The 19,914-nt window shown below is 56.3% G+C and carries 13 protein-coding genes; 9 read left to right on the top strand and 4 right to left on the bottom strand.

Annotated features, from left to right (window positions below; all coding sequences use genetic code 11):
* Positions 1 to 14 precede the first annotated feature (14 nt).
* Complete coding sequence (locus HMPREF2678_RS07175) at positions 15 to 1,544, top strand: peptide MFS transporter (protein WP_070551646.1); 1,530 nt, start codon at positions 15 to 17, stop codon at positions 1,542 to 1,544.
* A gap of 30 nt (positions 1,545 to 1,574) precedes the next feature.
* Here the strand turns inward: HMPREF2678_RS07175 and HMPREF2678_RS07170 are convergent, their stop codons facing one another.
* Positions 1,575 to 2,666, bottom strand: a complete 1,092-nt coding sequence (locus HMPREF2678_RS07170; RefSeq protein ID WP_070551782.1) for a M24 family metallopeptidase — start codon at positions 2,664 to 2,666, stop codon at positions 1,575 to 1,577.
* 951 nt (positions 2,667 to 3,617) lie between these two features.
* On the opposite strand from HMPREF2678_RS07170, the gene HMPREF2678_RS07165 reads away from it, so the two are divergent.
* Genes HMPREF2678_RS07165 through HMPREF2678_RS07155 form a run of 3 tightly spaced genes read left to right on the top strand, consistent with a single transcriptional unit; the run spans position 3,618 to position 11,411 of the window.
* Positions 3,618 to 5,567, top strand: coding sequence for a site-specific DNA-methyltransferase (locus HMPREF2678_RS07165; protein ID WP_070551641.1), 1,950 nt, complete (start codon positions 3,618 to 3,620; stop codon positions 5,565 to 5,567).
* A gap of 15 nt (positions 5,568 to 5,582) precedes the next feature.
* The gene (locus HMPREF2678_RS07160; RefSeq protein ID WP_070551637.1) at positions 5,583 to 8,549 is read left to right on the top strand and encodes a restriction endonuclease; all 2,967 of its coding nucleotides are present in this window, start codon (positions 5,583 to 5,585) and stop codon (positions 8,547 to 8,549) included.
* 15 nt (positions 8,550 to 8,564) lie between these two features.
* Positions 8,565 to 11,411: an SNF2-related protein gene (locus HMPREF2678_RS07155; RefSeq protein WP_070551634.1), complete on the top strand. Its 2,847-nt coding sequence runs from the start codon at positions 8,565 to 8,567 to the stop codon at positions 11,409 to 11,411.
* Between the two features lie 377 nt (positions 11,412 to 11,788).
* On the opposite strand, the gene HMPREF2678_RS07150 is transcribed toward HMPREF2678_RS07155, so the two are convergent.
* A complete protein-coding gene (locus HMPREF2678_RS07150; protein WP_070551631.1) occupies positions 11,789 to 12,481 on the bottom strand; it encodes a DUF1707 SHOCT-like domain-containing protein in 693 nt (230 codons plus the stop codon).
* A 123-nt stretch (positions 12,482 to 12,604) separates the two neighbouring features.
* On the opposite strand from HMPREF2678_RS07150, the gene HMPREF2678_RS07145 reads away from it, so the two are divergent.
* Positions 12,605 to 12,901 carry a hypothetical protein gene (locus HMPREF2678_RS07145; protein ID WP_070551629.1) on the top strand — a complete coding sequence of 99 codons (297 nt, stop codon included), beginning with the start codon at positions 12,605 to 12,607 and terminating at the stop codon, positions 12,899 to 12,901.
* 229 nt (positions 12,902 to 13,130) lie between these two features.
* On the opposite strand, the gene HMPREF2678_RS07140 is transcribed toward HMPREF2678_RS07145, so the two are convergent.
* On the bottom strand, positions 13,131 to 13,865 hold the full coding sequence (locus tag HMPREF2678_RS07140) for an IclR family transcriptional regulator (protein WP_070551626.1): 735 nt from the start codon (positions 13,863 to 13,865) through the stop codon (positions 13,131 to 13,133).
* A 58-nt stretch (positions 13,866 to 13,923) separates the two neighbouring features.
* Between HMPREF2678_RS07140 and leuC the strand changes: the two genes are divergently transcribed.
* Together leuC and leuD are read left to right on the top strand one after the other, a co-directional pair.
* Positions 13,924 to 15,345, top strand: a complete 1,422-nt coding sequence (gene leuC, locus HMPREF2678_RS07135) for a 3-isopropylmalate dehydratase large subunit (RefSeq protein ID WP_070551623.1) — start codon at positions 13,924 to 13,926, stop codon at positions 15,343 to 15,345.
* A gap of 29 nt (positions 15,346 to 15,374) precedes the next feature.
* The gene (leuD, locus tag HMPREF2678_RS07130) at positions 15,375 to 15,971 is read left to right on the top strand and encodes a 3-isopropylmalate dehydratase small subunit (protein ID WP_011273736.1); all 597 of its coding nucleotides are present in this window, start codon (positions 15,375 to 15,377) and stop codon (positions 15,969 to 15,971) included.
* A gap of 68 nt (positions 15,972 to 16,039) precedes the next feature.
* On the opposite strand, the gene HMPREF2678_RS07125 is transcribed toward leuD, so the two are convergent.
* Positions 16,040 to 17,023 carry an NUDIX hydrolase gene (locus tag HMPREF2678_RS07125; protein WP_192817572.1) on the bottom strand — a complete coding sequence of 328 codons (984 nt, stop codon included), beginning with the start codon at positions 17,021 to 17,023 and terminating at the stop codon, positions 16,040 to 16,042.
* Between the two features lie 164 nt (positions 17,024 to 17,187).
* On the opposite strand from HMPREF2678_RS07125, the gene HMPREF2678_RS07120 reads away from it, so the two are divergent.
* A complete protein-coding gene (locus HMPREF2678_RS07120) occupies positions 17,188 to 18,192 on the top strand; it encodes an NAD(P)H-dependent glycerol-3-phosphate dehydrogenase (RefSeq protein ID WP_070551619.1) in 1,005 nt (334 codons plus the stop codon).
* A 57-nt stretch (positions 18,193 to 18,249) separates the two neighbouring features.
* Entirely contained in the window at positions 18,250 to 19,404 is a 1,155-nt protein-coding gene (locus tag HMPREF2678_RS07115; protein WP_070551614.1) for a D-alanine--D-alanine ligase family protein, read from the top strand.
* Positions 19,405 to 19,914: the final 510 nt, after the last annotated feature.

The following is a 19,914-nucleotide window of genomic DNA, read 5'->3' as shown; positions in this document are numbered from 1 at the left end:
GATGGAATTAACGAATGACATCTCAATCTCAATCGGAGGGTTCCCCCGCGCCAGACGGGGCCTCCACAGCAACCGCGCAATCATCTAGCGCACACAAGGAAGAGCGGACATTCTTCGGCCACCCCTTCGGCCTAGCTAACCTCTCCGGCGTGGAGATGTGGGAGCGCTTCAGCTTCTATGGCCTCCAAGCCCTGCTTGCCTTCTACCTCTACTACTCCGTGGCTGACGGTGGCCTTGGCATGGACAAGAGCACCGCGACCTCCATCGTCGGCGCCTACGGTGGCTTGGTGTACCTCACCGGTGTGGCCGGCGCGTGGGTTGCCGACCGCATCCTATCGGCAGAACGCACCCTGTACTACTCGGCGGTGCTGGTCATGCTCGGTCACATCAGCCTGGCACTTATGCCGGGCTACATTGGCGTGATCCTGGGCCTGGTGTTCATTGCCGTTGGCTCCGGTGCCCTCAAGACGACCTCGCAGGTGGTTCTGGGCGACCTCTACGATCGCGATGATCCCCGCCGCGACGGTGGCTTCTCCATCTACTACATGGGCGTGAACATCGGTGGCCTGCTCGGCCCGCTGATTACCAACGCGCTGTGGGGCTGGAAGGGCTTCCACTGGGGCTTCGGCGCCGCCGCCCTGATGATGGCTATCGGCCTGGTGCAGTACACCCTCCTGCGTAAGCAGACCATTCAGGACGCGGGCCACGACGTTGTTAACCCGCTGCCGCGTAAGAAGTACCTCCCGGTATTCATTGGCGCTGCTGCAGCGATCGTTGTTTTCGTACTGCTGTTCATCACCGGTGTGCTGAAGGTTGGCCAACTGTCCAACATCACCGCGCTCCTGGCCGTCATCATTGCCGTGGTTCTGTGGGTGCAGATGTACCGTTCCAAGCTGGTCACGGATGTCGAGCGTTCCCGCCTGGTCGGTTTTGTCCCCATGTTCGTGGCTTCCGTGGCGTTCTGGTCGCTGTTCCAACAGCAGTTCACCGTGATTGCTGTGTACTCCGACGAGCGCCTGAACCGCAACCTCTTCGGCATGGAGATTCCTCCGGGCGTGGTGCAGTCCATCAACCCGCTATTCATCATCCTGTTCGCTGCCGTGTTCGGCGCGATGTGGACGAAGCTGGGGGACAAGCAGCCTTCCTACGCCGCGAAGTTCTCTATGGCGCTAGTTGTTATCGGCGGCGCGCTGTTGCTGTTCCTGCCGTTCGCTGGTGGCGGAGCTAACTCCACCCCGATGTGGGCCATGGTGCTGATCCTGTTCCTGTTCACCATGGGCGAGCTGATGCTGAGCCCCGTGGGTAATTCCATGGCCACCCGCCTGGCCCCGAAGGCATTCCCTACCCGCATGTTCGGCCTGTGGTTGCTGTCGATCAGCTTGGGCACGTCCCTGTCGGGCAGCCTGGCTGCCTTCTACAACCCGGAGGATGCCTCCGCGGAGCGGACTTACTTCATCGCGATGTTCGCGGTGATGGTCGGCCTCGGCGCGGTCATGTTCCTGGCCCGCAAGTGGATCCTTAAGCTGTTCGTGGATGTCCGCTAGTCTCAGCTAGGGCATCCAGCCCGCCAGTTCTCATCCCACGCGCACAAGCTCGTGGGGTGTCTTGTTTATGGGCTCTACATTTTTGGACGCCACAATCACAATGTCTTCGATACGTGCGCCCCACTGACCGGGGATGTAGATCCCGGGTTCGATGGAGAAGGCCATGCCCTCTTCAATCACAAAGTCATTGCCGGCGATGATGAATGGCTCCTCGTGGCAGGAAAGCCCAATGCCGTGGCCGGTTCGGTGAATGTAGTACTCGCCGTAGCCGGCTTCCTCGATGATGTCGCGGACGACCTTGTCGACTTCGCCGGCCGTCACGCCCGGCTTGGCGAATTCCAGCCCGGCTTCCTGGGCGCGCTGCAGCACGTCGTAGATCTTCTGCTGCTCGTCCGTGGGCTCGCCGACCACGTAGGTGCGGGTGCAGTCCGAGTGGTAGCCGCTGGCCAAGGTGCCGCCGATGTCGACGACCACTACGTCGCCGGACTCGATCACGCGGTCGGAGTGGTCGTGGTGCGGGTCCGCGCCGTGCGGGCCGGAGCCGACGATGATGAAGTCCACAACCTCGTGCTCTTCGAGGATCAGTCGTTCCAGTTCCTTGGCCACATCGTTCTCGGTCACGCCTGCGCGCAACAGGTTCGGGACCTGGCGGTGGACTGCGTCGATGGCAGCGCTGGCGCGGCGGAGCTCGGCAAGCTCTTCGTCGTCCTTGCGGATAAATGCCTGGGCGAGCACCTGGGTGGCGTTGACGGTGGAGATCCCGCGGGACTGCAGTTCCAGCAGGTGGTCGGCGGTCATGGCCGCGCTGACAGCGTAGGAGCCTTCGGCGATGTAGCCGTAGGGGTCTTCGCCGTCGTTCCACCCGATGATCTCCACGCCGAGCTTGCCCGCCACGGACTTCTTCAGGTCTGCGACATCCACGCCGGGGACGATGATGCGTGCGGCGTCCTGAGTAAGAACCAGAGCCGTGAACCGCTCGTGCGTGCTGATCTTCGACGAGATCAGGTACTCCATGTCCGGACCGGGGGTGACGATCACGCCGTCCAGGCCCGCTTGCGCGGCGGTTTCGCGGACGGTGGCTAGGCGCTTGCTAAACGTTTCGGTTGGGAAGAATTCGCTCATGGAATCCAGGGTACGCCCCGGGGTTAAAGAGGTTGTCATGCCAAGAAGATTGTTCTATTGAACCTTCGTTCAGACCCCTTGGCTGACCTTAAATGCGAGTAGGCATCGGATTAACGTGTATCGCATGGGCAACTATTTTGTAAGAATGACCCAAGGCGCATGATCATAAGAGAAGCTATGTGTGGAAATCGATATAAAAGTACTGACAAAGTGATCGCAAAGTTAGGGTATGTCTAGATAATCAATGTTTATGGCTGAGGTGGGGTTCAGGGGCAAATCTGAATGAAAAGCAACGGTGCAGGCATATGAAAGAAGACTTTGGCATAGAAGAAGTAATTACCCAACAAAGATAGACGATGACACTTAGGGGTGATCATATTGAGGTTTTAAAAAAAGAGACAGTGAGGATTTTGAACAAGTGCTTCTATTCTAATTCAAGAATGAACACTCTACAACATTATGAGCGTTCCTAAATTAAGGATAGGCAGAGGCTGTAGGTTATATAAGAATTGTTTTTTCTATTTATTTAGTTCGGGTTCGACTAGATGGGCACAACTTCTCGAACCGGTTATTGGGTCGAGGCAATGAGATTTTGTAAAGGTATATGGATTTAAATCTCAAGGTTGAATTTAGGTAATGAGATGCAAAAGCTACCTAAAATCGTAGGTTTCTATCCAGAGCCCAGGGCTAGATCCCAAGAATGATACATTTGAGCGAGAATGTTAAGACCTCGGCCATTCCTCGGGTTGATCGAGTTGCTGGTGTGTTAGAGATTCGCTCGCGTAAAGGAACTGTCCGCGCCACACCTCAATTTCAAGCGGCGAACATACAGATAAGGCACAATGAAAGGAGGCAACTGGAATAGGGTGTCCGCTGGTCGGTCTGCTAGACCTTACAAGGTCGGTAGTCAGAACCACAGCCCGTAACGCACTAGCACTGATGGAGAAAGTAATGACCGAGGGTTTAAACGAAGTCTCGAGCGAAAGCCTAAACCTCACCACCGAAGCTGTAACCAAGCTGGGGGAGCTTTTCCCTGAGGTGGTTGCAGACGGGAGGGTTAACTTTGACACGCTGAAGGCTATCCTCGGTTCCGACGTCGAAGAGTCCCGTGAGCGTTTTGGCCTTACCTGGCCAGGAAAGCACCAGGCAATTCGGGCTGCACAGACTCCAACGACGGCGACATTGTTGCCAGACCGAGAGAACTCGGTCAACTGGGACACCTCCGAGAATGTATTCATCGAGGGTGACAACCTCGAAGTGCTCAAGATTCTCCAAAAGCATTACTACGGGCAAATCAAAATGATCTATATCGATCCGCCGTATAACACTGGTAATGACTTTGTGTACGAGGACGACTATGCGGACTCGATCGGTTCCTATCTCGAGTTGACTGGCCAAGCTGATGGAAGGGGCAAACTAACTACTAATCCAGAAACCGCTGGCCGTTATCACTCTAATTGGCTCAATATGATGTACCCGAGGCTGAAACTCGCGAGAAATCTATTGGCACAAGATGGCGTCATATTTATTTCAATAGATGACTATGAAGCGGCTCATCTTGCGCAGATTGGAAACGAGATTTTTGGTGTCCATAACGCATTAACTTCTGATTGTGTTGGTCCGTTTATCTGGCCGAAATCCGGCGCAACGGCTGGTCATGCTGTCCGCAACCATGAATACGTCTTTGCTTGGGCTCGAAATAAAAGTAGTCTCCCGTTCTTTAAACTGTCTGATTATGGCGAGGATCACATAATTGAACATAGTGCTTTGAAAAAGGTTTCTAGATCCAACCCATCATCAAAACTTGTTCTTAAAAGAGGTATGCGTTTCGCTGGTCAGGATGCGACTTTTACAGGAACGATTGGCGAAAGTGAGACCATGGAGATTCATGGTTCTATGAGGTTCATTGATGGCCAGCTTGTAGAAGATGTCGAAGTGACGGCCGGTTGGGCAATGAAAACACAAATAGAATCTTGGATGGCGGGCGAAGAAACTTTTGACACAAAAGGTCAGAAGATTATTGAGTTCTTTTTCAATAAAAACGGAATGCTTCGCTACCTGAAAGAGCGAGGAACCTTTCATCCCCGCACCCTTTTGGATAAGGGAAGGGTAGGTACGACCAAGTCGGCATCAAGGGAGATTGTGGAAGTGACCGGTCGCGCTAATCCTTTTTCTTATGCCAAGCCCACGGATCTGATTGGCTATTTTATGTCCTTTGCTACGTCAGCGGATGATATTGTATTGGACTTCTTCGCTGGTTCGGGTACTACCGGTCACTCTGTGATTAAAGAGAATTTACGAGACGGGCAATCTCGTAGGTTTATTTGTGTACAGCTCCCTGAACCTGCAGAAAGCGGTTCAGCGCTGGATCAGTTAGGTTTCCGATCTATTTCTGAATTTGCCCGTGAAAGGATAAAGAAGGCGGGCATGAAGTATGCTAATGAGCATGAAAGTGAACTTCAGAGTCGTGATTTAGATCTAGACGTTGGTTTTCGTGCATATAGGCTTGTAGATACGAACTTTACGAAATGGACAGCCGACACGAGTCTCGCCCAGACATCTTTGGTGGAACTGCTAGGGAATATGGCTGAATCGGCATCTGATGATGCTCGGCCAGAAGCTTTACTTACTGAGGTGCTTTTGAAGCTAGGATTCTCCTTGGTAGAGAGAGTTGAGACGGTCGAAATTGACGGTCTGTCAGCTTTTACCGTGGCTGATGGCGCTGTCATAGCTTATTTGAATGAGCATGCCACACCTACTCTCAAGCAACTGCGTGCGCTGGTGAATCAGGAGCCTGAGCGACTAGTGATTCTTGAGGATGCATTTAACGGAAACGACGAGTTAAAAACGAATCTGGTGCAAGAATGCTTCACCCGTAACGTGGACCTATGGACGATTTAGGGAACGGTCAGGAATATGCGATTTCAGTTTGATCCCCGACAGCCTTACCAAACTAGCGCCATCGAGGCAGTCACTGATTTGTTCGACGGGCAGCCAGATGATGTGGACCAGCTCTTGACTCGGCTGCAGTACGAATCTCCGAATCATCCAATGGAGGTTTCAGGACCGGACGAAGACACTCTTGACCTATCTGTGGATATTGGCGCTTACGGAAACAATCTAGCCCTAGACAAGGCTACGATTCTCAAAAATCTTCGAAGGATTCAGGACCGCAACGGGCTTGAAATCAATAGTGAGCTGGTTGATGGTCTGCAGTTTGATATCGAGATGGAGACGGGTACTGGAAAAACCTATGTCTATTTGCGTACAGCATTTGAGCTTGCCGTTAAATACAATTTCAATAAGTACATTATTTTAGTCCCCTCGGTTGCGATTCGTGAGGGAGTAAAATCCAGCATCAGGTTGATGCAGGACCATTTTCGCTATTTGTATCCACAGATCAATATGGAATACAGAGCGTATTCGGGAGACCGTGCAGAGGACGTTCGTGATTTCGCGACTGCGACCTCGTTGCAGTTCATGGTGATGACAATTGATTCAATCAAGGGTGATAAGAATACCCGAATTATTCACCAGTGCCGCGACGGCCTTTCAGGGCTACGTCCGTTGGATTATTTACGGGCGACCCGATCCATTGTAATCATGGACGAGCCTCAAAACATGGAGTCCCATCTTGCTCAGTCCGCGGTATCCGATCTCGATCCGTTGTGCACTCTACGTTACTCAGCGACCCATCGTAAGACCCGTAATGTCGTCTACAGGCTCGACCCTTTGGATGCTCATAGATTGGGGCTGGTGAAGAGGATCGTCGTCTCTGATGCGCTTGAACTGGGTAGTTCCGCAAAGCCCTACGTTAAGTTGCTTGGGGTCAAACACGATCCCTCGCTGAAAGCAAGCCTTGAACTAGTTGTAAGGCAAAAGAACGGTACTTATGCGAAGAAAAAGGTCAACGCAACTGATGGTGACGACCTTGAGCGTCTTTCTTGTGGAAATCCCGCCTATCAAGGCAATTGGCGGATCAATGGAATATCTGTCGATCCGAACCAAATTGAATTATCTAACTATGGGTATTTAAGAGAAGGGGAGGTGATCGGCGGTAATCAGGAGGCCGTATTTCGTGAGATGATCCGTGAGACAATTCGTGAACATATACGTAAGGAAACTCGAGTCCACTCTCACGGGATTAAGGTGTTGTCGTTGTTCTTTATTGACAAGGTTGCCTCTTATCTTGGTGAAGGTATTAATAATCTCGATGCTAATGGTCCGTTTGTAGAGGCTTTTGATTCCATCTACGAGGAAGAACGTGCCAAGAATGAGGCTTCCCATAAGTTTTTATCTGCGGATCCAGTGGAGGCTCGTTCTGGATACTTTGCACAGATGAAGCGTGGAAAGGGAAAAAGTACCAAAATTACATTCAAAGACTCATCTGGCAAGACTAAGGCTGATGACGACGCCTATGAGCTCATCATGAAAGACAAAGCTCGCCTTCTTGATCTGGCTGAACCAGTACGTTTTATCTTTTCTCACTCGGCGCTCCGTGAAGGGTGGGACAACCCGAATGTGTTCCAGATTTGCACCTTGCGGGATATGTCGACCGAGGCTGATCGTCGTCAAACCATTGGTCGAGGACTACGACTGCCGGTCAACCAGAGTGGCGAACGAATCAAAGACGCAAGCACTGCACAGTTGACTGTGGTGGCTAATGAGTCGTACAAGGCGTTCGCCGCTGCACTACAGGATGAATACAAGTCTGCTGGGGTGGCAATTGGATATGTTCGTAGGACCGAGTTTTCGGCCTTGCCCCGCGTGGACAAGTCCGGTCGCGAAACACGACTGGGTACAAAGCGTTCAGGCGAGATCTGGGACTACCTTCTGAAACGTGGTTACATAAATCCTTCGGGTGAAGTCTTGGATACTTGGGTACCGGAACAGCTTGGTTTTACGATCGACCTGCCGGAGAAGTATGAAGGTTATGAGGAAGATGTCATTCGTATCGTCGATGGCTGCAAGATTGAATCCATGGTCAAACCAAAGCGTAAAAGGGTTAACCGGACCCTTAACAAACAGGTTTACGCCTCGCCGGAGTTTGAAGTTTTCTGGGAAGCGATTACCGCGCGTACAACCTACCGTGTCTCGCTAGATCGTACCGATTTGATCCGGCGCAGTATCGAAAGTATCAGGCAAGCACCACAGATTGATCCGATTCGCGTCCAAGTCACCCGCACTGGAATGACGATCACACGCGGTGGTCCGAAAGGCTCTGAGCTCGGATCGCGATCAGTCGTCCTGTCTGACCCTTACCCGCTACCGGACATCGTCAGCCAGCTCCAAGAAGCTACATCGCTAACAAGAAAGACAATTATCGACATCCTTCTTGGCTCCGGACGTATCGGTGATTTTTTGGATAATCCAAATGAGTTCATTAGAATGGCTACACAACGCATCGAGACTGAGCTAGCCCACAGCCTCATCGACGGCATCCAATACGAGCCGATCGGGGGCAGCGTATACGAGTTGCGAGAGCTACAAGCAGATGGGCTTGAAGAGAAGGATCGATTTATTGACCAACTCTACAAGGTGACAAACAAGGAAAAGACGGACTTCGACTACCTTGTGCTTGATTCAGCCGTAGAGAAACAGTTTGCGCAGTATTTGGATGGTCGGGAAGACATTAAGTTGTTTATGAAACTTCCGGATAAGTTCCGCGTGCCGACGCCGGTGGGAGATTACAACCCAGATTGGGCGATTATTAAGGTCGAAGATGGCGCCGATCACCTTTACTTAGTCAGAGAGACCAAGTCGAGTCAAGATCCAATGAAACGTCGCCCATCAGAGAACGCGAAGATCAAGGCTGCAGCCAAACACTTCGAAGCGATTGGTGTGGAATACAAAGTTTCTGCCCCCGAGCGGTGGGAAGTCTAAGGGGAGACACTTACTGTGCAGCGCTTGAATAACTATCAGGCCAAGCTCTATGCTCATGAACTTGATCGGTCGTATGCCTCCAACCACGTAGGAAAAATTGCTGGCATGCTGTTCGATGCACAAGTTGAGCCCAAACCTCACCAAATTGATGCTGCCTTGTTTGCCTTGCAGTCATCGTTTACTGAAGGCGTGATTCTTGCGGATGAGGTTGGACTAGGCAAAACTATCGAAGCTGGGATAGTCATCAGTCAGTTCTGGGCGCAACATGACCGTCGTATTCTTATCATCGCTCCCTCATCCTTGCGTCAACAATGGAAGCAGGAACTCGGTGAGAAGTTTGCTCTCCCAGCTGCGCTGCTCGATAGGACGAATATTGACGAGCTGACTGGGGTTGGAGCAGACAGACAGGTTCTGATTTGCTCTTACGAGTTTGCGAACTCGCAGACCACCAAAATGATTCGCAAGTGGGATCTAGTGGTGTGTGATGAGGCCCATCGACTCCGCTCCTATTGGACTGGTCAAGCTAAGATCGCTGCGAACGTCGCTCGTGTTTGCCGTGCAGCATCGAAGACTGTGATGCTAACGGCGACGCCATTGCAGAATCGGCTCGAGGAACTCTATGGACTAGTCAGTGTGTTCGCGCCAGATTTTTTTCATTCCTTGGAGGCGTTCAAAGAGCGCTACCTTGATAATCCTAACGGCGCCGGAAACGATGACCTCGCAGGTCGCGTTGCTGTCGTTGCTAAACGGACGTTGCGCAAGGATATAGATAAATACATTCGATTCACGGAGCGCATGCCACTCACCGTTGCGTTCACCCCGAGTGCTGCCGAGAATGAGCTTTATGACAAAATCAATGCGTATCTGCAGAGACCGTACTTATGGGCATTTGCGAAATCCCAGCGCCACCTATCTGCACTGATCATACGTAAGCGACTTGGTTCCTCTTCCTACGCGGTTGCCTCTACTCTTGAGAAAACCGCAGACCGCCTCGAATCCGAGGTCCACGCCGGTCGACGCCGTAATGACGCTGGCGGATTTATCGCGGACCCAGATATCACGAGCGAACTGCGCGAAGAAGTAGAAAGCACTCCCGTCAGTCATGACGTGATCGACCTGGATCTCCGGCAGAAGATGCTTGGCGAAGTAAACGAGCTACGCGAATTTGCGAAACTTGCTCGATCAATCACTGTGAATCAAAAGGCGGTCAAACTCATTGACGCACTCGAACAGGGGTTCAGGAAGCTGCGCGAAATCGGTGCACCCGAGAAGGCGATCATCTTTACAGACTCAACTGTTACTCAGCAGTACCTTGCCCGCTCACTCGTGCAGGCCGGATGGGGTGATGGGCTCGTACTGTTCAATGGTACGAATACGAGCGATGAATCTAACGCCATATACAGCCGCTGGTTGGAAGATAACGAGGGTGGTGACGTTGTCACTGGCATCCCTTCCGCCGACCGCCGCAAAGCGCTTGTGGATGAGTTTCGTGAACGTGGTCGACTAATGATTGCTACGGAAGCTGCTGCCGAAGGCATCAATCTTCAGTTTTGCTCAATGCTGGTCAATTACGACCTACCTTGGAACCCTCAACGCATTGAACAGCGAATTGGCCGTGTTCATCGTTTTGGTCAGAAGCATAATGTAATCGTTGTAAACTTTTCAAACAAAGGAAATTTAGCTGAAGAGCGAATCCTGGAGCTCCTTACCGAAAAGTTTGAACTGTTCACCTCTGTCTTTGGCGCTTCCGATGAGATCCTGGGGAGGATTGAGGACGGTTTAGACTTTGAAAAAAACATCGCACACATTCTCGACAATTGCAAAACTTCAACGGAAATTGATACGGCATTCACTCAGCTTGAGGCTAAATATGCAAAGCAAATTAACCTTGAGATGAAGAGAGTTAACGCGAAGATCTTCGAAAATCTTGACCCGAAAGTTCAAGATAAGTTAAAATCCTACGATGCTCAAACAGGGGTTGTCCTTAATGTCTTTGAGCGGTTGCTTATGAGTGTTACCCGTCATGAACTCGTCGATATTGCTACATTTAACGATGACGGAACGCAGTTTAATCTTCATGTTTCTCCCGAAGATAGCATTTCAGTCGGTAAGTACTATTTTAAGTCTGCGCCGCGTAAAGGGGCTCACCGGTACCGATATGCAAGCGACCTTTGTGCTTGGGTTATTGCCCAAGCCAAGCAACATCAGACTCCACCCGCAAGACTGACCTTCGAAGCAAATAGCTCAGAGCGTGTAACTGCAGTTGTTAAGCGTTTAGCAAAAAGAAGTGGGCGGCTGAGAGTTGAAGAAGTGACTTATAAAATGCGTGCTGGGAAACAAAATCTAAGGGAATCCTATCTCCTAATGGCAGGATTTCTCGACGATGGAACGCCTATGGATCATGAACAAGTTCGCGATCTGCTCGATCTAAAATGCACAGCCATAACAGAGGAGCCTGTTGATACAGACGGGTTTGAGGACACATTCAGTACCCAATTGGAGCTTCTTGCCGAAGATGTGGAGAACCGCAATGCAAACTTCTTCCTTCAGCAAGAGGAACTCATAGAGGCCGCCCGCCTTGATCATAAGGCCAAGTTTGATGCCAAAATTCGCGAGTTTCAAGTCAAAGAGTCTAAAGCAAGAAAGGCTGCTCGAAAGGCGAAGAACACCTCGGAAGAACTCAAGCTGAAGCGGGAAGCGCGGACTTGGCGGCGTAAAATCGATGACGCGGAAGATGTCTACCGTTCCGAACGTAACCGTCTGCGGAGGGAGTCTGAGGATTACCTTGACAATGCCCGAGACGCCCTCCATGCCATTGAAACTCGCCGTGAGATTTTTACTATTAATTGGGAAGTTAAATAGGCGGCTGCGCTATAGAAGAAGTATCTGGTGGTGAATTTAATTGGTTGGGGATGATTGAAGAAGAGGTGCGTATTAGAGAAATCAAATCTGGTTCATTCTCTCAGTGTTGTAGATGAAACCGGTTTATATTTATCCCCACGTCAACGGATATAACCATTTTGGAAGAGGTGTATTTTATGGGGGTTCCATGTTTTGTTTGCTCAAATATTGGGGGGTTGAGTTTATGGGCTAGAAAGAATTCTCACGAAGGTAAGGTGAGGTGTGTTGCTGGGTTAAATAGCGTCGGAATTCTACGAATATCTACTTCGAGTATTCAAAATATAGTGTCCTGCGATACTGGGAATTAACAATGCTCTCCCCTGTTCGAGCGCTAGCCCCTAACCCCGCACAACCTTCACAGTCACGCCGCCGAAAATCGACAGCCCGCGGATCCGCAGCAAGGGAGCGTCCGCCGGCAAACTGTTCGGGTGGATCGCGCCGTTTTCCACCACCAGCTCGTTGCCGCCGAAAATAGCCAGGCCGCCCATATCAACGCGCACGCCCTCCGGCACCAGCACATCCGCACCGCCAAAGCAGCTATTCAGCCACAGCGTGGTCACCGGATCGCTAAACCGGCATTCCCGCAGGTCAAAGTCCGAACCTCCGAAGATATTGAAGTTCCAGTGAGCCTTCGGCACCTGCCACGCCGCCTTCGTCACCCCGCCGAATATCGCCAGGCTGAAGCCCGTCTCGGAGCCCCCGCCAGTCACCAGCGACCGCGACCGCGCAAGTACCATTTCACGGTGGCGTTGGGCGTCCGAAGCTTGGTGAGCAGCCCACTCCACGTCACTCGGCGCGCGGTGCGCAACCGCAGTGCCTGCCTCGATCCCAAACAGCATTTCCGCAGGCTCATCCACCAAATCATCCAGTAAGTCCACCAACTCGCTACGCTGGGTCGCAGCATGCGCCTTGCCCGACCGCTCGTCGAACTCCGTGAGGGTCAACTGCCCATCGGCCATAGCCCCGGACAGCACCTCCACAGCGGCGGATCGTTCCTGGTCAGTGCAGCGCTTGTCCTTGTAATCGCTCATATTTTTACCCTACTAAAGGAGTCCCCCATTCTCTCCCCATATCGCGTAAACCTGGACTGGCTCTGGGGCACCCCACCCGGCAACGACGGCACGCCCGCCACTGTCCGCGCCGCTGTTTTTGGTATGGACGCCCACACTTCAGCCGAAGCCTGGCTCCGTACCCTGTCCGCGGATGAAGACGGCCGGCGTGGCGAAGGTGGTTGGGGCGCCGAACTGGTCAACCCCGACGACACGACTGGCCCGGCGCTGGTGGACATCACCTCCGCCGGCGAGGACGTGGCCGACGGAATCGAGGACGGCACGCAGAACCTCTACGAGTTCCTGGCAGAGCGCGCAAAGCGTGCCGAGCGCGCCGAGGCTAGCGAAAACCCCGGTGCTAGCGAGCTGACCGTGGAGTGGCGCGAGCTGCCGCGCACCTAGCGCATCCAGCCCGCCGCTACTTGTCGTCGTTCTCCAACGGGCCGAGCTCCGCGACCAGAACCTCCTGGGCCACCTTCATTTCTCCAGGGCGCCACGGACGTGCCCGCACAGTTCCTCAGTTGCACGCGTTGTCGCGCTTGTCGTCGGTGGCCGGATTCTGGCTTGCTGGGTTTTCGCTGGTCATGGTTGTGTTTCTCCTAGGGTAGTGGGGCTCCAAAAAATTCTTCTGCTACTTCCGCAGCAGATCTTCCAGCAGCCGGGCGGAGTTCTTCAGCTCCGCGCCGAACTTCTCCGCCGGGTGGTCGCCCATGCGCGCCACGGGGCCAGAGATGGAAAGGCAGGCGATGACTGTGCGGTTCGGCATATCCGACCCGAAGATCGGCACGGAGGCCGAAGCCAGGGAGGGGTCGCGCTCCGCGGAGGATTCCGCGATCCCGTCGGCCGCGATCTTCTCCAAGTCCTCGCGCGTGTACGCGGCCTGGGGGAGCACCTGGTTCTGGAACGCCTCCGGCGCATAGGCGACCAACAATTTGGCTGCGGATCCTGCAGACAACGTCATCCTGTGGCCCACCGGAACCGTGTCCCGCAGACCAGTGGCGGGCTCGGCGTTGGCGATGCACACGCGCTCCATCCCGGAGAGGCGATATAGCTGCACGGATTCGCCGGTCTTTGCCATGAGGTCGGGGAGGATGAACTCTGCGGCGTCCTCAAGACGAGAAGAAGTAGACGGCGCCATCTCGGACAGGGCTGGGCCAGTGACCCACGCACCGTCGACCCCGCGCTCGATCAACCGGTGCTTTTCCAGTGCGACGGCGATACGGTGCGCAGTGGCGCGCGGCAGGCCGGTGATGGCGCACAGGTCGGAAAGGTTGCGAGGTTCTGCTGCGATGACCGATAGGATGAAGATCGCTCGGTCCAAAACTTGAATGCCGCTAGTTGCGGGAATTTCCGTATTGTGTCCCATGAGTTGATACTATACATTCCATCCAGTGGAACTGTATAGCGGACACAGAGGAGAGACCGTGACGAACCAACCCTTAACCCTCGCGGAAAAAGTCTGGCGCGACCACGTCGTCGCAGCGGGCGAAAACGGCGGACCCGACCTGCTGTACATCGACCTGCACCTGGTTCATGAGGTTACCTCGCCCCAGGCCTTCGACGGCCTGCGACAGGCCGGCCGCAAAGTCCGCCGCCCGGATCTGACCATCGCCACCGAGGACCACAACGTGCCCACCGTCGGCGTGAAGACCGGCGACCTGCAGGAAATCCAGGAGCCCACCAGCCGACTGCAGGTATCCACCCTGCGCGACAACGCCAAAGAATTCGGCATCCGCCTGCACTCCATGGGTGACATCGAACAGGGCATCGTCCACACCGTCGGCCCCCAACTGGGCCTGACCCAGCCTGGCATGACCGTCGTCTGCGGCGACTCGCACACCTCCACTCACGGCGCCTTCGGCTCCATCGCCATGGGTATCGGCACCAGCGAGGTCGAGCACGTGCTGGCCACCCAGACTTTGCCACTGAAGCCTTTCAAGACCATGGCCATCGAGGTCTCCGGCGAACTGCAGCCGGGCGTGACCTCCAAAGACCTGATCCTGGCCATCATCGCCAAGATCGGCACCGGCGGGGGCCAGGGGCACATCATCGAATACCGCGGCGAGGCCATCGAGAAGCTGTCCATGGAAGCCCGCATGACCATGTGCAACATGTCCATCGAGGCCGGCGCCCGCGCGGGAATGATCGCCCCCGACCAGGTGACTTTCGACTACCTCGAAGGCCGCCCGCACGCGCCGACGGGCGCGGACTGGGACGCCGCCGTGGAGTACTGGAAGTCCCTGCGCACCGACGACGATGCGCAGTTCGATACCGTCGTCCACATCGACGGCTCCGCACTGACCCCCTTCGTCACCTGGGGCACCAACCCCGGCCAAGGCCTGCCGCTGGCAGAAGCAATCCCGCAACTGGAGGACTTCACCAACGACAACGACCGCCTCGCCGCCGAGCGCGCCATGGAGTACATGGATCTCAAGCCCGGCACCCCGCTGCGCGACATCAAGATCGACACGGTCTTCCTCGGCTCCTGCACCAACTCCCGCATCGAGGACCTACGCGCCGCCGCGGAGGTCGTCAAGGGCCGGTCTGTCGCCGACGGCACGCGCATGATCGTTGTTCCTTCTTCCACGCGGGTGAAGATGCAAGCGGAGGAAGAGGGGCTCGATCAAATCTTTATTGACGCCGGGGCGGAGTGGCGCACCGCAGGTTGTTCCATGTGCCTCGGGATGAACCCGGACCAGCTTGCCCCGGGCGAGCGTTCGGCTTCCACATCCAACCGAAACTTCGAAGGCCGCCAGGGCAAGGGCGGGCGCACGCACCTGGTCTCCCCGCCAGTTGCCGCCGCCACCGCCGTGACGGGCCACCTTGCAGGCCCGGCGGATCTGTAAACCGACCGCTAGAAAGAAAAGGGAACACCATGGAAAAGTTCAACACCCACACTGGCGTGGCGGCACCGCTGAACCGCTCGAACGTCGACACCGACCAGATCATCCCCGCCGTCTACCTGAAGCGCGTGACCCGCACCGGATTCGAAGACGGCCTGTTCGCCGGCTGGCGTAAGGACCCGGAGTTCATCCTGAACCAGGAGCCCTACAAGAACGCCTCCGTGCTGGTGGCCGGCCCGGATTTCGGCACTGGCTCCTCCCGCGAACACGCCGTCTGGGCGCTGATGGATTACGGCTTCCGCGTGGTTCTTTCTTCCCGTTTCGCGGACATCTTCCGCGGCAACTCGGGTAAGGCCGGCCTGCTGGCGGCACAGATGGAACAGAGCGACATCGAGCTGATCTGGAAGCTGTTGGAGCAGCAGCCGGGCGCGGAAATCACCGTGAACCTGGAGGATCGCACCGTCACTCTGGGCACCCACACCTTCGGCTTCGACGTAGACGACTACACCCGCTGGCGCCTGATGGAAGGCCTGGACGACATCGGCCTGACCCTGCGCAACGAGGAAGCCATCGAGGCCTTCGAATCTCAGCGCGCCAGCTTCAAGCCACGCACCATCCCCGCCAGCTAGCGCAGGCTAGCTACGGCGCTGGGGAGCAGCAGAGCCGGGGGTGCCGGAGCAGCAGAGCCGGGAGCCGCTTACTTCACGGACAGCGGGCTGGCCAGGTAGTCCAGCCCCAGCAGCTTATCCCCGGCGAAGTGCAGCACCCACGTGCTGGACTTCTTCACCCGCATATCCTCAATCTCCACGTCGTGCTCGCCCGCAACGCGGGCCAGTACGCCCGGGATCACCGTGCCCTGGGCAACGACCATCGACACAGGCGCGGTCGTGGCGGCGTGGAACGCATCCACCGCTGCATCCGAATCGGCAGACCACCCGGCATCGCCCAGGTTGGCGTCATAAGAAACTTCCAGGCCCAAGTCCTCAGCGATAGGCGCAGCCGTGTGCTCGCAGCGCACCGGCACGGCAGACGCGATCGCCTCTGGGCGGTAACCCGACAGCTCAGAGACCAGCAGTTCCGCCTGGCGGCGACCCTTCTTCGTCAACGGGCGCAGGTCATCATCGCCAGCCCACCCCTCGCGGGCGTGCGCCTTCGCGTGGCGGACGTACAGCACACGGCGGTCGCACCCCAGCTGCAGCAGCCCCATGGCGGCATCCACGACCTTGAGGTCAGCCTCGTAGCTCAGCAGCTCCTTCGCCTCGGCAGGGGAGACCCAACGCAGCTCGTCGGATTCCTCGTTGGCCTCGAACTCGCCGGACAGGTGCTGGGCAGTCCAGTAGTACACCACCTTCGTGCGCGAACCGACCGGGTAGTGGACGTAGCCCAGAAGCCAGCCCAGGCGCACGTCAAAACCGGTTTCTTCCCAGATCTCGCGCATAGCAGTACCCGGAAGGTTCTCGCCCGGATCGACCTTGCCCTTCGGCAGGGACCAGTCATCGTAACGGGGACGGTGGATCAGGGCGATCTCCACGTCCGTGGACTCTGGGGCGGAAGGGGTGGAGGCGGCGGCGTCCTTAGAAAAGCGCCAAATAACCGCACCCGCGGCGAAGGTGGGGCGGGCAAACTCCTCGCTAGGGCGGGATCCGATGCGGGTCACGTGCCCCTGATCGTGCCGCGACATGGCCAGGGACGTAGAAAGATCGCCAGTTCCTGTGTGAGTGATCACTTTTAAAGGGATCCCTTTCGATAGACTATTGCCGACAATCGTATAACGAACCCAAAAGCTATATCGAACTCAAGCAGACAAATAAGCGCACGCAGTGCAGGTGGGAAGGCAACAAGCAGATGGTGCAAGTAGCAGTGATGGGCGCAGGATCCTGGGGCACGACTGTTGCCAAGGTATTTGCCGACGCCGGAAACGAGGTCCGCCTCTGGGCACGCCGCTCCGAAGTCGCCGAGGACGTACGCGACAATCACCGCAACAGCGCCTACTTGGGGGATATCGAACTGCCGGAATCACTGACCGGGACTTCCGACCCCGCCGAGGCCCTGGACGGCGCGGAGATCGTGGTGCTGGGTGTGCCTTCGCAATCGCTGCGCGGGAATCTGGAGAAATGGACAGAGGCCGGCCTTATCGGCCCAGACGCCTCCCTGGTGAGCCTGGCCAAAGGCATCGAACACTCCAGCGGCCTGCGGATGAGCCAGCTGATCTCCGAAGTGGCGGGCGTGCCTAGCGAGCGCGTGGCCGTGCTGACCGGGCCGAACCTGGCGCGCGAGGTGGCACAAGGCCAGCCCGCCGCAACCGTCGTGGCCTGCACCGACATGGACCGCGCGAAGCTGATCCAAGCGGCCGTGGCCGCGCCGTACTTCCGCCCGTACACGAACACGGACGTCATTGGCTGCGAAATCGCAGGCACGTGCAAGAACGTCATCGCGCTGGCGGCGGGCATTGCCGCGGGCATGGGATTCGGCGACAACACTGCCGCGACCGTGATCACCCGCGGCCTGGCGGAGACCACCCGCCTGGCCCTGGAGGTCGGGGCCGACGCGCGGACACTCAGTGGCCTGGCGGGCATGGGCGACCTGGTGGCAACGTGTACCTCTACGCTGTCGCGCAACCGCCGATTCGGCGAACACCTTGGCAAAGGGGAGACCCTGGAAGAGGCAGCTGCCTCGACCAAGGGCCAGGTTGCCGAGGGCGTGGTCAGCAGCCAGTCAGTGTTCGAGCTGGCAGGGAAAGTCGGCGTGGAAATGCCGATCACGGAAGCCGTCGTGGGAGTGTGCCACGAAGGCGCAGACGTGCAGCAGGTGATGATGGGGCTGCTCGGGCGCAGCCGAAAGGCAGAGTAGGGGAAACTGCGGGGCGGTGGGGATGTGGCGTCCAGAAAAGGGCTAAGGTAAAAACCCGTGAGTAACGAACCCAAGAAGCACGCACGAACCACCGTCGCCGTTCTGTACGGCGGGCAGTCGACTGAGCACTCCGTATCTTGCATTAGTGCAGGTGCGGTGATCGACCACCTGGATCCCGAGATCTACGAGGTGGTGCCAGTCGGGATTACTGAAACCGGCGCGTGGGTGCCGGGGACGACGGATACTACGCAGCTGCGCGCGGATGGGCGGGAGATGCCGCGGGTGAAGGACGACGGTGTGCACGTGCAGCTGACTTTTGGTGGCTCGGCTGGCTCGGCTGAGGGTGGCGCTGGCTCGGCTGAGGGTGGCGCTGGCTCGGCTGAGGGCGGCGCTGGCGAGATGCGCTACGTGACCGGCTCGCAGGCAGGCGAGGTGTTTGCCCAGGTAGACGTTGTGTTCCCCGTGCTGCACGGCATGAACGGCGAGGACGGCACCGTGCAAGGCGTGCTGGATCTGGCGGGCGTGCGGTATGTCGGCAACGGCGTGCTGGCGTCTGCGGCGGGCATGGACAAGGACTTCACCAAGCGGCTGGCGCGCGAAGCTGGGATCCCCGTCGGCGAGGAGCTGATTCTGTTCCAGCCACGCGAACTGACCGCGGAGGAAAAGGCGCGGCTGGGGCTGCCCGTGTTCGTGAAGCCCGCGCGCGGCGGATCCAGCATCGGCATTTCCAAGGTGGACAGCTGGGTGGACTTCGACTCCGCCGTTGACCTGGCCTTTTCCCACGACAGCAAGGTGAGCGTGGAGGCGATGATCCACGGCGCCGAAGTCGAATGCGGTGTGCTGCAGCACGCGGATGGCTCGATCGTGTCTTCTGTTCCGGCGATGCTGAACGGCACTGAGGATGGCGCCGAAGGGTTCTATGGTTTTGACGCCAAGTATGTCGATTCGACCGTCTCCGCCACCATCCCGGCGCCGCTGCCTGCGGAGACGTTGACGGAGATCCGTCAACTGGCCATTCGCACGTTCAACGCGCTGGGGTGCGACGGCATCGCGCGAGTGGACTTCTTTGCCACGGAAAACGGGCCCGTGCTGAACGAGATTAACACGATGCCTGGGTTTACCCCGATCTCGATGTATCCGAAGATGTTCGCCGCTGATGGCGTGAGCTTCGGCGACCTGGTCAGCGCGCTGATCGCCCGCGCCCTGGCTTAGCGGGCTCGGCGTTGCTGGCCTAGTTTGCTAGGGTGTCCGGCTGGCTCTGCTGGTTCTGGTTTAGCTGGCTGGCTTTGCCTCTGTTGCAGGAGTGAAGTTAAAAGACAAATGAAACTGCAGGGGCGGTTGGTACTTCTTTTCGGGATGTGCATTGGGCGCGTTTCCGGTGCGGAAGTCGCTAGAACGGGAATCCGTTATTGGTACCGGTTGTCTTTAACCTAAATGTGCAGGTCAGAGACTCGATCTAATTTGCGGGGATTTGGTCGCGGCGACATATTCCCGTTCTAACGACATTTGGTGCCGGGGTGTGCCTATTCTTTCGCCAGCTGCGGGGATGGATTTCTGTTCTGATGACATTGAGGCTGGGATGTGCCCATTACCAGCCCGCGCGAGGGGGAAGTGCCGGAATGGCTGCAGATTTTTGGACCGCGGAGAGGGGAAGTGCCGGGATAGCTGCCGTTTTTTGGGGCCGCGGAGGGCGAAAGTGTCGGAAAAGTTGCAATTTGTTAT

This window comes from Corynebacterium sp. HMSC058E07 (assembly GCF_001809885.1).
GTDB lineage: Bacteria > Actinomycetota > Actinomycetes > Mycobacteriales > Mycobacteriaceae > Corynebacterium > Corynebacterium macclintockiae.
This window is presented reverse-complemented; position numbering and strand designations above follow the sequence as displayed.

Coding starts and splice junctions, on each gene's coding strand:
- HMPREF2678_RS07175 (WP_070551646.1), top strand. CDS start 15: ATGACATCTCAATCTCAATCGGAGGGTTCCCCCGCGCCAGACGGGGCC.
- HMPREF2678_RS07170 (WP_070551782.1), bottom strand. CDS start 2,666: ATGAGCGAATTCTTCCCAACCGAAACGTTTAGCAAGCGCCTAGCCACC.
- HMPREF2678_RS07165 (WP_070551641.1), top strand. CDS start 3,618: ATGACCGAGGGTTTAAACGAAGTCTCGAGCGAAAGCCTAAACCTCACC.
- HMPREF2678_RS07160 (WP_070551637.1), top strand. CDS start 5,583: ATGCGATTTCAGTTTGATCCCCGACAGCCTTACCAAACTAGCGCCATC.
- HMPREF2678_RS07150 (WP_070551631.1), bottom strand. CDS start 12,481: ATGAGCGATTACAAGGACAAGCGCTGCACTGACCAGGAACGATCCGCC.
- HMPREF2678_RS07145 (WP_070551629.1), top strand. CDS start 12,605: ATGGACGCCCACACTTCAGCCGAAGCCTGGCTCCGTACCCTGTCCGCG.
- HMPREF2678_RS07140 (WP_070551626.1), bottom strand. CDS start 13,865: ATGGGACACAATACGGAAATTCCCGCAACTAGCGGCATTCAAGTTTTG.
- leuD (WP_011273736.1), top strand. CDS start 15,375: ATGGAAAAGTTCAACACCCACACTGGCGTGGCGGCACCGCTGAACCGC.
- HMPREF2678_RS07125 (WP_192817572.1), bottom strand. CDS start 17,023: ATGTCGCGGCACGATCAGGGGCACGTGACCCGCATCGGATCCCGCCCT.
- HMPREF2678_RS07120 (WP_070551619.1), top strand. CDS start 17,188: ATGGTGCAAGTAGCAGTGATGGGCGCAGGATCCTGGGGCACGACTGTT.